The organism is Microbacterium sp. ARD32 (assembly GCF_031844385.1).
Classification (GTDB): Bacteria; Actinomycetota; Actinomycetes; order Actinomycetales; family Microbacteriaceae; genus Microbacterium.
This window is the reverse complement of the sequence record NZ_JAUZVD010000001.1, coordinates 424674-436585: the sequence shown is the minus strand read 5'-3', so window position 1 is coordinate 436585 and position 11912 is coordinate 424674. Positions and strand designations below refer to the sequence as shown.

Genomic DNA, 11912 nt, shown 5'->3' with positions numbered 1-11912 from the left:
TCAGCGCCCCTTCGACTTCGGCTTGGGCGTCGGACGGTTCAGCTGGTACGACCGCATCACGACGTCGGCTCGATCGTCCTGCGAGAGCCCGAACGTGATCACGTACGTCGACAGATTCCTGTTGTAGAGGTACGACCGGCCCGATGCCGCCAGCTCACCGGCCCGCGCGAGTGGGTAACCGGCCAGCGGCCCCCGCTCCCCGTCGATGACCGCGAGAAAACGCCAGGTGCCGTTCGGGAGCTGATGCCGGTCGCGGAAGTTCGTCACGTTGATGCGGATGCGGTGGGTTCGCTCGTCCACCTGTTCGGCGTCGACCGGGAACGCCCGGAGCGTGTCGTAGATGACGAAGTCGACATCGCCCGACACCGGCCTGCTGAACTCCAGGGTCAGCGAGACCCACACCCGTTCCCATTCGATCGCGGTGATGGTCAGACTCAGCCCGGGGAACAGCACGTCGGGCACGAGCGCGACGGCTGGGTCGTTCTGCTCGGACTGCGAGATGTTGGGGTCCGCTGAAGCAGAATCGGCGCCGTCCGGAGCCGACGCCGACGGACGATCACCTTCAGTTTCCACGCCCTGTGCAGACTTTTGCTGTAGCACCAGGTTCGAATCCCCTTCATCAGACTTTCATCGGAAGTATCTCACACGCCGAATCCCGCGCTCTCGCGCGCGTCGCCTCACTCGCCGGTCCGGATGCTCGACCGCAGCGCGGCCAGCGCTGCCTGCGCATCGCCGGAAGCGTCCAGCTGCCCCAGCTGCTCTTGGGCCTCCGCCGGCAGAACGGCGATCCGTTTGCGCGCGCTCGCGAACACGCCCGCGATCACTCCCTGCAGCCGGTCGGTCACCGCTGCGTCGAATGTCCGCTGGCGCAGGACCCGGCTCATGGCGAGGTAGCTGAGAAAGTAGCCCTTCGCCGATGCCGCCTCCTTCAGTGCGGTGATCGTCGATCCCTCCCGCATCCGGCGGGCGTACATCGAGAAGCCGACGTGGCTGACCCGTTCCGCCGCGAGAAGCAGCGAGAACGTGTAGGGATTGTCCTGGTGCACGATGCCGGGGATGAACGCGACCTCGCTCCTGCGCACGAAATCGGTGCGGGACAGGTACATGCCCACGTGCGGCCGGTAGTCGCCCCATCGCCGCAGATCGGCGATCATCCGAGCGCCCGATCGCACCCGCCGATGCCTGCGCACGCGCGGATAGTAGGTGGCATACCAGTCCCACGTCTGTTCCCGAACCCGGCCATCGCGGAACGCGATCCCGTCGAACAGCAGTACGTCGAGGCGGTCGCGGTCGGCCATCGCAACGAGATCCGCCAGTCTGTCCTCGCGCCAGAAGTCGTCGCTGTCCAGGTAGATCAGGTAGCGACCGCGCGCCGCGGCGAGTCCGGTGTTCCGCGCCACTGACTGCCCGGAGTTCTGCTGTTCCAGGATGACCACTCGCGGATCCGCAGCCGCATAGCGACTGAGCACTCGTGACGACGCGTCCGCGGAGCCGTCGTCGACGCACACCACTTCGAGGGAGACGCGGGTCTGCGCCAGCACGCTCGAGAGGCAGTCGTCGAGCCACGCCGCCGAGTCGTACACCGGGATCACGACGGTCACGTCCGGAATGGCGGGTCGTTCGGTCGCCGGCAGGGCCTCCCCGCCGAAGAAACGACGGATGGTCGCCCCGGTCTCAGGCAGCGGCTCCGAACGCACCGGAACGGCGACCGAACGGCGCGCGCGCTGCCGGGCAGGACGCGCTGCCGAGGCGCGCCGCAGCACGCGCAGCGCCAGCGCGCGAACCCGGGAGAACGGGCTTTCGGACATGGGACATCCCTCCTGATGCGCAGAGTCGCCGCAAGAATCATCACACGGCGGCAGGGAGCTTGCCGGGCGCCATGGCTAGAATCGACGAAACACCTGTGCTGTTTCGGGCACGAGTGCGCCGACCAGGAGAGAGGGGCAGCGGCGACGTGGTCGATGCAGTTTCCTCGAGTCTCGTCGACGGACTGTATCCCGTCGGGCAGCGTCCGCCCTTGGGTGCGTACCTGGCCGAGACCTGGCGCCGACGCTCATTCGCGTTCACGCTCGCCGGCCAGCGCCTGGTCGGAAGCCTGGTGCGCAATCGTCTCGGCATGCTGTGGCTGGTGCTGAAACCGCTGTCGATGGCGCTGATCTACGGAACCATCTTCGGATTGATCCTGTCGGGCGCGGCTCGTCCCCCCGGATTCGCCCAGTACGTGATCGTCGGCACGTTCGTCTTCGAGTTCTTCACCGGCTCGCTGGGGAGCGGAGCGAAGTCCATCACCAGCAACGCGAAACTTGTTCAGAGCCTGGGATTTCCGCGCATCCTGCTCCCGGTCTCGACGGTGATCGAGCAGGCGATGCGCATGGTGCCGATCGTGTGCCTGCTCTACATCCTGCTGATCGCGTTCGGCGAACCCATCACCTGGAAGTGGCTCCTGGTGATCCCGATCCTCCTTCTGATGGGCATCTTCAACCTGGGCGTCGCGCTGATCGTGGCACGGATGACGGTGGTCGTGCGCGACGTGCAGCAGCTCATTCCCATCCTCAACCGCCTGCTGTTCTACGGCAGCGGCATCCTGTTCAACGTCGACGGTGCGCTCGCGCACCTTCCCGTCGCACTCACCGCCGTCCATCTCCTGCCCACCTACGAGTTCATCGCGATGGCGAGAGACGCAGTGCTCTCCACTTACACCGTTCCGCTCATCGCGTGGATCGCGGCGCCCATCTGGGCCGTCGGGACCCTGCTCTTCGGCGTCATCTACTTCTGGCGGGCCGAAGCGAGGTACGGACTCAGTGACTGACCTTCTGTCCTCCTCCCCGGTTGCGGCGTCCGGAGCGACGCCGCGAGCGATGGTCGTCGCCGACGACGCCCACGTGACCTATCGCGTGTTCAAGTCGGGCAAGCGAGTATCCGCGCGCGACAACACGATCAGTCTGCGGGCCCTGCGCGGCGGCCGCGACCTGACGACGGTCCCCGCCGTGCGCGGTATCACGTTCACGGCGTCAGAGGGCGAGACGATCGGCGTCGTCGGGCACAACGGATCGGGCAAGTCGACCCTCTTCCGCGCCATCAGCGGACTGATCCCCACCTCGCAGGGCTCGATCTACGTGCGCGACCGCCCGGTGCTGCTGGGCGTCAATGCCGCGCTCATGCCCGAGCTGTCGGGCGAGAACAACATCAAGCTCGGTCTGCTCGCGATGGGATTCAGCGCCGAGGAAGCTGCCGCACGCGTCGACGAGATCGCCGACTTCGCGGAGCTGAACGAGTTCATCCATCACCCGATGCGCACCTACTCCGCGGGCATGGGAGCCCGGCTGCGCTTCGCGATCGCGTCAGCGCGCGCCCACTCGATCCTGCTCGTCGACGAAGCGCTCGCCGTCGGTGACCGCCGTTTCCGGCAGAAGAGCGAGAAGCGCATCGCCGAGCTGCGTGAGAGCGCCGGGCTCGTGATGATCGTGAGCCACTCGATCGGCTCCCTCAAGGAGACCTGCGATCGGGTGCTCTGGGTGCACAAGGGCGAGCTTCGCGCCGATGGCGACACGAAGTCGGTCATCGACGAGTACGTGAGGTGGACGAAGAACGCCAAGAGCGTGGCCGTCGGCGCCGCATCAGCCGCCACCGCCAGAAAGCCTGCGGCCCCTGCTGCCAGCACAGATCCAGCCGGCAAGGCGGCCACCACGGCCCCGGCCGCCGCGCCGCAGCGCGCCACCCCGTCGAAGCCCGAGCAGTCGCAGAATGAGACGTCGATCATCGACGAGCTGCTCATGGGCCTGACTCCCGAGACGCCGCAGCAGTCCGCCGAGTCCACGACGGAACTGATTCCCCGGCCCGACCGCACCACTCGCGCCGCCGCACGGCGCGAGCGCTACCAGCAGGCCGCGAAGAGGCGGATGAGGCGCCGGGTGGTTGCCGCGCTGATCACCGGTGCGGCCATTCTGCTCGCCATCGGCGTCGGCGCCGCCTTCGCACTGCTGGCCAACGGCGCGTCGAACCCGGCCGCCGCGACATCGAAGAACGCGGTGCTGCAGCAGGTGAGCAAGCAGCAGCCGGTGATCGTCGACTTCGCCGCCGGCCTCGCGCCGGTGGCGTGCGCAAGCGCGGATGCCGAGGGCACGGCGACCTTCAGCTGGGAGGTCGTGGGCGCCGAGAACGTGCAGGTCGCTCCGACCTCGACCGTGATCGACCCGGCCGCACCGCCTGCCACGATGCCCGCAGAGACCGCGGGCTACGAACTGCCTTTCAGCTGCGCTGATGAGACGCAGAGCTACACCCTGACCGCTGCCGGCGCCGACGGCACCCGCGTGACCAAAGCCCTGACCGTCACGCGCGCCGCGCTCCCCACGACCCCGCCGGACGACAGCGCCTCGCAGCCGGAACAGCCCGCACCCCCGGCACAGAACGCACCGCCCCCGGCATCCGACACCGACCCCGGCACGACCGATCCCGGCACGGCCGACCCGGGCACGACTGATCCGGGCACGACCGATCCCGACACGACCGATCCTGGGACGGGCAGCACCGACCCGGGAACCGGCACCACCGACCCCGGGACCGGCACCACCGACCCCGAGACCGACACGGATCCCGGCACGACCGACCCCGGCACGACCGATCCCGGCACGACGGATCCCGGCACGACGAACCCGACGCCGCCGGCCGCGGAGAGCACGCCGGCGGCAGAGAGCACACCGGCGGCTCAGAGCACTCCAGCCGCCGAGAGCACCCCCGCCTCCTGACGCTCAGCCGGCGCCCGGCGACCGCACGGCGACCACCCGCGCTGCCGATACTCTTGCAGTCATGAAGATCGCCATCGCCGGAACGGGCTACGTGGGCCTGTCGAACGCCGTCATCCTCGCACAGCACCACGAAGTGTTCGCCGTCGACATCGATCCCCACAAGGTGCAGCTGCTCACCGACCGGATCTCCCCGATCATCGACGCCGAGCTGCAGGACTACCTCTCCACCCGCGAGCTCGACCTCACCGCCACCCTCGATGCGCAGGCGGCGTACCGTGACGCGGACTTCGTCGTCATCGCGACACCCACGAACTACGACGAAGACGCGAACTTCTTCGACACATCGTCGGTGGAGTCGGTCATCGACGAGGTTCTCGAGATCAACCCGACGGCGGTCATCGTGGTCAAGTCGACGGTGCCCGTCGGGTTCACCGCCCGGGTATCGACAGAGCATCCCGACGCCACCATCATCTTCTCCCCCGAGTTCCTGCGCGAGGGGCGCGCGCTGTACGACAACCTGCATCCTTCCCGCATCGTCGTCGGTGATCGCGGCCCGGAGGGGCGCAGGTTCGCCGATCTGCTGCTCGAGGGCGCACTCGACACCGACGTGCCGGTGCTGCTCACCGACCCGACCGAGGCCGAGGCCATCAAGCTGTTCGCCAACACCTACCTGGCACTGAGGGTGGCGTACTTCAACGAGCTCGACACGTATGCGGCGGTGCGGGGCCTGGACACCCGGCAGATCATCGAAGGCGTCGGCCTGGATCCGCGCATCGGATCGCACTACAACAACCCGTCGTTCGGCTACGGCGGCTACTGCCTTCCCAAGGACACCAAGCAGCTGCTCGCCAACTACTCCGAGGTGCCGCAGAACCTCATCGCCGCGATCGTCGATGCCAACACCACCCGCAAGGACTTCGTGGCGGCCGACGTGCTCGCGCGCCGCCCGAAGACGGTCGGCATCCACCGGCTTGTCATGAAGTCGGGATCGGACAACTTCCGCGAATCGTCGATCCAGGGCATCATGAAGCGCATCAAGGCCAAGGGCGTGACCGTGATCGTCTACGAGCCCTCTCTCGAAGAGGACGAGTTCTTCCACTCCGAGGTCGTCCGCGACTTCGAGGACTTCAAGAGCCGCGCCGACGTGATCATCGCCAACCGCTCGGAGGACGTGCTGGCCGACGTGGCGCACAAGGTGTACACCCGCGACATCTACGGTCGCGATTGAACAGCGCGCTGCTCATCGGCGATGAGCACACGCGTAGTACCCTGTGAGCACGCGCCGTCGCACACTGCACGACGCCGAGATCGCTGATTCGACTGACGAAGCGGGTGTTGTGACAGCTGGGCCGAGCGAAGGGCTGAACGCGCGCCATGGAGGCACCCCGCTGTCGTGGACGCGCGCTGACGCGCACGCTCCTGCCGCGACGACGAGCACGCCGCGACGCCGCGAGGCGGCGTGGGCGCTGCGCTTCGCCTTGCGCCTCGTCTACGTCGACACGCTGATCATCATCGCGACCATGGCCGGCTTCGGGGCGCTGGTCCTCCCCGGTTTCGGAACGAACCTCGCCTGGGAGAACGGCCCGAAGGGCCTGCCCTACACCGTTCCGCTGACCATCGTCGGCCTGCTCTGGATGCTGGCGCTGGCCGCCTTCGACACCAGGGACCGCCACATCGTCGGCCACGGCGTGGTCGAGTACCGGCGGGTGGTGGATGCGACGGTGTTCGTGTTCGCAGCCATCGTCGTGGTCGCGTTCTTCCTGCGCATCGAAGTGGCCCGCACGCTGTTCCTCTTCTCGCTGCCGGTCGGGCTCACCGGCCTGCTCGTGGGCCGGTGGGTGTGCCGGCAGTGGCTGCGAAGCCGCCAGAAGGACGGCGGCTTCGTCTACCGCGCCGTGGTGCTCGGCGACCGGGCCAAGATCGCGCACATCATCAAGCAGATCCGCGGCACCCACGGCACCGGCTACGTGATCGTCGGCGCGGTGACGACGGGCGGCGCGTCCGACCTGATCGACGACGTGCCCGTGCTCGGCTCCTTCGCTCAGACCGCGCAGGCCATCGACACGGTCGGCGCCGACACTCTCATCCTGACCGGCGCCGACGAGCTCGAGCCGCAGGCGATGCGGCGGCTGGGCTGGGCGATGGCCGAGCGAGACGTGAACTGGGTCGTGGCGCCGGCGCTCACCGACGTCGCGGGCCCGCGCATCCACGCCCAGCCGGTGGCGGGACTGCCGCTGGTGCACGTGGACTTCCCCCGGCTCGAGGGCTATCGCCGGTTCGCCAAGCGCTCGTTCGACATCGTGGTCTCCACGCTGCTGATCGTGCTCACCTCGCCCATCATGCTCGCCACGGCCATCGCCATCCGCGTCGACGGCCCCGGGCCGATCATGTACACGCAGCAGCGCGTGGGCCGGCGGGGCACGCTGTTCTCCATCATCAAGTTCCGCTCCATGAAGCAGGGCGCCGACGACCAGCTGGCCAGCCTGCTCGATCTGCAGGGCACCACCGACCGGCCGTTCTTCAAGGTGACCGACGACCCGCGCATCACCCGCGTCGGCCGGTTCATCCGTCGCTACTCCATCGACGAGCTGCCGCAGCTGCTCAACGTGTTCACCGGCCGCATGAGCCTGGTCGGACCGCGCCCGCAGCGCCCCGACGAGGTCGCGCTGTACGACGACGTGGTCGAGCGACGCCTGCTGGTCAAGCCCGGCATGAGCGGGCTGTGGCAGGTGAGCGGGCGCTCCCAGCTGTCGCTGGAGGACTCGATCCGCCTGGACCTCTACTACGTGGAGAACTGGTCGTTCACGCAGGACATCCACATCCTGTTCCGCACGATCAAGGCCGTCGTCGCTCCGGGTAAGACCGCGCACTGACCGGGCGCCCGCGCACCAGTGCGAGCAGCACGACCGCGGCGAGCAGTCCCGCCCACCCGCCGAGGCTGTTGCCGACGACGTCCCAGACGGATGCCGTGCGATCGGGCAGGAACACCGCCTGTGCCAGCTCGATGCAGCCCGAGAACGCGGGAAGAAGCAGCAGTCCGAGCCAGACGAGTCCGCGTCGCAGTGCCAGCGCGAGCAGCAGGCCGAGCGGTGCGAACAGCGCCACGTTGGCCGCGAGCTCCAGCTTGGAGTAGCTGAACCAGCCCTGCCCGGCGTCGTCGCGCACGGTGCGGACGACCTTGTCGATCGCCTCTTCGTGACCGAGGTTGATCGGTGCCGGGGACAGCGTGAGCAGCAGCACCCCTGCCGCGTACAGCAGCAGCGCGGCGACGACGATCACCCGGCCGCGTCGGGTGGCGCCATCCGTCACCGGATCACACCTTCCGCAGCTGCACGCTCTCGACGGCGTGCTCGGCGCCCTTGCGCAGCACCAGGGTGGCGCGGTGCTTGGTGGGCATCACGTTCTCGAGCAGGTTGGGCATGTTGATCTCGTTCCAGTAGCCCAGCGCCGTCGCCACCGCCTCGTCGTCGGTCAGGTGCGCGAACACGTTGAAGTACGACGACGGGTTGGCGAACGCGGCCTGGCGCAGCGCGAGGAAGCGATCGATGTACCAGCGCTCGATGTGCTTCGGGTCGGCGTCGACGTAGATCGAGAAGTCGAACAGGTCGCTCACGGCCACGTCGTTCGGCGCGGGCGGCGGCTGCAGCACGTTCAGCCCCTCCACGATCACGACCTCGGGCCGGCGCACCACCACGTGCGCGTCGGGCACGATGTCGTAGCGCATGTGCGAGTAGAACGGCGCCCGCACCTCGGCCGCTCCGCTCTTGACCTCGGTCAGGAACGAGATCAGCGCGCGGCGGTCGTACGACTCCGGAAAGCCCTTGCGCTCCATAAGCCCGCGACGCTCGAGCTCGGCGTTCGGGTACAGGAAGCCGTCGGTGGTGACCAGCTCCACCCGGGGCGTGCCCGGCCAGCGGCTCATCAGCTCGCGCAGCAGCCGGGCGATGGTCGATTTGCCCACCGCCACCGACCCGGCGACGCCCACCACGAACGGGGTGGTCGCGTCGTCCTCCTGCAGGAACTCGCTGGTCGCCGCCCCCAGCTTGCGGATCGACGAGGCGTACAGACTGAGCAGCCGGCTCAGCGGCATGTACACCTCGCGCACCTCGTTCAGATCGAGGCGGTCGCCGATGCCCCGGATGCCGACGACCTCGGTCTCGCTGAGCGGCTGATCCAGACCGGTCGACAGTCGCGCCCAGTCGGCGCGGTCGATCTCGCGGTACTGGGACAGCGGCAGGTTGGCGGCAGCAGTCACGGGTTCCATCGTATCGGCGCGATGGCGCGGCCGACCCCCTCTCGCAGACGTCCGCCGTCGCTAGACTTGCCGCATGCCGACCGGGTCAACAGCGCCTTTCTCGGCGGTGGCCCGTTCGTTCGGCGACGCCCGCTGCCGCTCGATCTGGCAATGGCAGCTCGTGATCGCCTTCACCGTGGTGACGATCAGCGGCGGCATCGCACTGCTCGCGCCGGTGCGGTTCACCGACGCGTGCTTCAGCGCGGGTCTGCTGCTGCTCGTCGCGATCTCGGTCGGGTCGCTCGCCTTCCCCTGGCATCGTGTCGGATCTGCCGTGGTGCTGCTGCTCCCGCTGACGGACATCGCCGCGATCTCGCTCGTCGCCGTCGGCGACGTTCCCGTGGTCGCCTTCCTGTGGGTGCTCCCGGTCTCGTGGATCGCCACGTACTACTCCGCCGGCGTGCTGATCGCGGCCCTCGCGCTGATCACGCTGATCAGCGGCCTGGGCGTGGTCGTGATCGGCATCACCGTCGCCACCACGATCAACGCCGTCGCGCTGATCATCACCCTGGGATTCGTCGGCATGATCATGTCGGTGGGCTCGCAGCGCAACCGCTCCTCCGCGCAGCTGCTGCGCACCCAGTCGGCCCGCCTGGCGCGCGCACTGCAGCGCGTGAACGAGCAGAAGGCGCGCACCAACCGCCTGATGAACTCCCTCGACCTCGGTCTGGCCCGCGTCGGCGCGGGCGGCGTGCTGGAGGTGTCGAACGAGACGTTCCGCACGATCTTCGCGCTGGGAGGCGCGGCGCAGCAGCATCCGATCCGCTCAGTCGAGTACTACAGCCGCCGCGGCGCGGCCATCCCCTCGGAGGAGACCACGATCGCCCGTGCGTCACGCGGCGAGCAGTTCAAGGACCGCGTCGTGTGGCTGTTCGGCCTGGACGGCGAGTGGCGCGCGGTCAGAGCGTCGACCAAGAGCATCGAGCACGGCATCGTCACCGGCGACGGCCAGATGCTGGTCGTGGAGGACATCACCGCCAGCGCCGATCCGCGCGCCAGCGAGAACGCCAAGCGGCGCACGATCTCGCATGAGCTGCGCAACCCGCTGACGGCGATCCTGGGGCACGTCGACCTGCTGCTGGAGCGGGAGGATCTGCCGGATGCCGCACTCGAGCAGCTGCGCGTGGTCGAGCGCGCGGGGGCACGCATGGAGCGGCTGATCGACGATGCGCTGTCCGTGCCCGGAGCGATCGCCGAGGACTCCGAGGTGGACTTCGACCTCGCCCAGATCGCCCGCTCGTCGCTGGAGGGCTTCGCGCCCGCGGCCGACTCGGCGGGCGTCATCGTGGAATCGTCCCTGGACGAGCCGCTGCCGCTGCGCGCCGACGCGTTCCGCATCCGCCAGGTCGTCGACAACGTGATCGGCAACGCCGTCAAGTACGCCCAGCGCGGTGGCCGCGTCTCGGTCGCCGGCTTCCCCACCGCCGAGCAGGAGGTCGCACTGATCGTCGCCGACACCGGCATCGGCATCTCCGAACACGAACTGCCCCGCGTCTTCGAGCGCGAGTACCGCACCGAACTCGCGCGCGCACGCGGCATCCCCGGCACAGGGCTGGGCCTGAGCATCTCGCGGGACATCGTGCTCGCCGCGGGTGGCCGGCTCGAGATCGACAGCGAACTCGGCAAGGGCACCAGGGTGACCGTCGTCCTCCCGGCCTCCGCCGCGCCCGCCGCACCCGCCGCGCCCGACGCGCCCGACCAAGGAGGGTCCGCATGATCACCACGACGCTCGCCATACCGATGATCGCGATATCCACGCTCGCCACGATCATCTTCATCGGGCTCGGCTTCCTCCCCCGCCCCTCCCGCGCCACGGCGCTGTGGGCGGCGGCGTTCGCGCTCGCGATGATCGGCTCGTACGTCTGGCTGGCGCAGGACTACGGGTTCCCCAGCAGGCTGCGCGCCCTGGGCTCGGCGCTGATGGTGGCGCCGATGCCGCTGGTCTGGTCGGGGCTGCGCGTGTACCGGGGTCTGCGCCGCAGCTTTCTGCCGCTGTCGTTCGCCGTGCTCGTCGCCGTTCCCGCGATCCTGCTCGCCGCCAACGCGCTCGGGGTGTACACGATCGCGTTCCGGGTCGTGTTCGTGGCGATGGCGGTCTTCGCCGCGCTGATCATCGTGGATCTGCTGCGCCTGGGGCCTCAGCTGCGCGACGAGGCGATGCCGCTGCTGGGCGTGTCGGCCGCCTACGTGCTGCTGGCCGGGATCATCCTGATCAACGGCGTGGTGCAGGCGACCGGCGGCATCACGCCCGACGACAGCCTGGACCTGATCCGGAACCTGAACATGATCGGCGTGGACATCTACGTGACGTGCACGCTGGTGACGACGCTGCTGCTGACCACCCGCTCCGGCGACGCGTCGTCCGCTCCCGACCGCAGCTTCGAGCGCACGGCACGCGCCCGTCTGGCCCGCGCACAGGCCGCCGGAGACGAATGGTGGGTTCTGCTCGACATCAGGCTGGACGACCCGGATCAGATCCGGCTGGCGTCCAGCACCGCGGCCTTCAACGCGGTGTGCGAGAAGTTCGCGCAGGACATCGACGGCGTCCTGCCGGCCGACGCCGACATCGAACGACTCAGCCCCACCCGCTTCGCGGTGCTGCTCCCGCGCTCGCAGGGCGGCGTGCGGGAGCTGCTGACCGAGCTGCTCGAACGCGTGACGACGAGCGATGCACCCTCTCTCACGCTGTCTTTGCGCCCCTCGGCCAGCATCGGCTGGGCCTCGGTGGCGGCGGTCGGCTACGAATACGACGATCTGGCCGCGGCTGCCGCCGACGCCGCCGACACCGCCTTCCGCAACGGCGGAGACCGCTGGGAGCGCACCCGCGGCGACGAGTGACCCCCGGAGAACATCGCGGAACCGCGAGGGTCCGC

The 11912-nt window shown here is 68.8% G+C and carries 10 protein-coding genes; 6 read left to right on the top strand and 4 right to left on the bottom strand.

Annotated elements, in window-relative coordinates; all coding sequences use genetic code 11:
* Positions 1-573, bottom strand: coding sequence for a hypothetical protein (locus Q9R19_RS02040; protein ID WP_311254681.1), 573 nt, complete (start codon positions 571-573; stop codon positions 1-3).
* Positions 574-677: 104 nt separating this feature from the next.
* Entirely contained in the window at positions 678-1808 is a 1131-nt protein-coding gene (locus tag Q9R19_RS02035; protein WP_311254680.1) for a glycosyltransferase, read from the bottom strand.
* 146 nt (positions 1809-1954) lie between these two features.
* Here Q9R19_RS02035 and Q9R19_RS02030 point away from each other — a divergent pair, with 146 nt between their 5' ends.
* The 4 genes from Q9R19_RS02030 (at position 1955) to Q9R19_RS02015 (ending at position 7618) form a co-directional block, all read left to right on the top strand.
* Positions 1955-2809 carry an ABC transporter permease gene (locus Q9R19_RS02030; protein ID WP_311254679.1) on the top strand — a complete coding sequence of 285 codons (855 nt, stop codon included), beginning with the start codon at positions 1955-1957 and terminating at the stop codon, positions 2807-2809.
* Positions 2802-4745: an ATP-binding cassette domain-containing protein gene (locus Q9R19_RS02025; protein ID WP_311254678.1), complete on the top strand. Its 1944-nt coding sequence runs from the start codon at positions 2802-2804 to the stop codon at positions 4743-4745. Before Q9R19_RS02030 ends, Q9R19_RS02025 begins: the two co-directional genes overlap by 8 nt.
* A 61-nt stretch (positions 4746-4806) precedes the next feature.
* Positions 4807-5973, top strand: a complete 1167-nt coding sequence (locus Q9R19_RS02020; RefSeq protein ID WP_311254677.1) for a nucleotide sugar dehydrogenase — start codon at positions 4807-4809, stop codon at positions 5971-5973.
* A 43-nt stretch (positions 5974-6016) separates the two neighbouring features.
* Positions 6017-7618: a sugar transferase gene (locus tag Q9R19_RS02015; protein WP_311254676.1), complete on the top strand. Its 1602-nt coding sequence runs from the start codon at positions 6017-6019 to the stop codon at positions 7616-7618.
* Here Q9R19_RS02015 and Q9R19_RS02010 read toward each other — a convergent pair.
* Positions 7581-8054, bottom strand: a complete 474-nt coding sequence (locus tag Q9R19_RS02010) for a VanZ family protein (protein ID WP_311254675.1) — start codon at positions 8052-8054, stop codon at positions 7581-7583. The two genes, Q9R19_RS02015 and Q9R19_RS02010, sit on opposite strands and share 38 nt — an antisense overlap.
* A 4-nt stretch (positions 8055-8058) precedes the next feature.
* A complete protein-coding gene (gene coaA / locus Q9R19_RS02005) occupies positions 8059-9009 on the bottom strand; it encodes a type I pantothenate kinase (RefSeq protein WP_311254674.1) in 951 nt (316 codons plus the stop codon).
* A 64-nt stretch (positions 9010-9073) separates the two neighbouring features.
* Between coaA and Q9R19_RS02000 the strand changes: the two genes are divergently transcribed.
* Together Q9R19_RS02000 and Q9R19_RS01995 are read left to right on the top strand one after the other, a co-directional pair.
* On the top strand, positions 9074-10756 hold the full coding sequence (locus Q9R19_RS02000) for a HAMP domain-containing sensor histidine kinase (protein WP_311254673.1): 1683 nt from the start codon (positions 9074-9076) through the stop codon (positions 10754-10756).
* Complete coding sequence (locus Q9R19_RS01995) at positions 10753-11877, top strand: hypothetical protein (RefSeq protein ID WP_311254672.1); 1125 nt, start codon at positions 10753-10755, stop codon at positions 11875-11877. Before Q9R19_RS02000 ends, Q9R19_RS01995 begins: the two co-directional genes overlap by 4 nt.
* Positions 11878-11912 lie beyond the last annotated feature (35 nt).

Excerpts from the sequence above, each read along its gene's own strand:
- Q9R19_RS02000 (WP_311254673.1), top strand. The coding sequence starts at position 9,074 with ATGCCGACCGGGTCAACAGCGCCTTTCTCGGCGGTGGCCCGTTCGTTC.
- coaA (WP_311254674.1), bottom strand. The coding sequence starts at position 9,009 with ATGGAACCCGTGACTGCTGCCGCCAACCTGCCGCTGTCCCAGTACCGC.
- Q9R19_RS02020 (WP_311254677.1), top strand. The coding sequence starts at position 4,807 with ATGAAGATCGCCATCGCCGGAACGGGCTACGTGGGCCTGTCGAACGCC.
- Q9R19_RS01995 (WP_311254672.1), top strand. The coding sequence starts at position 10,753 with ATGATCACCACGACGCTCGCCATACCGATGATCGCGATATCCACGCTC.
- Q9R19_RS02035 (WP_311254680.1), bottom strand. The coding sequence starts at position 1,808 with ATGTCCGAAAGCCCGTTCTCCCGGGTTCGCGCGCTGGCGCTGCGCGTG.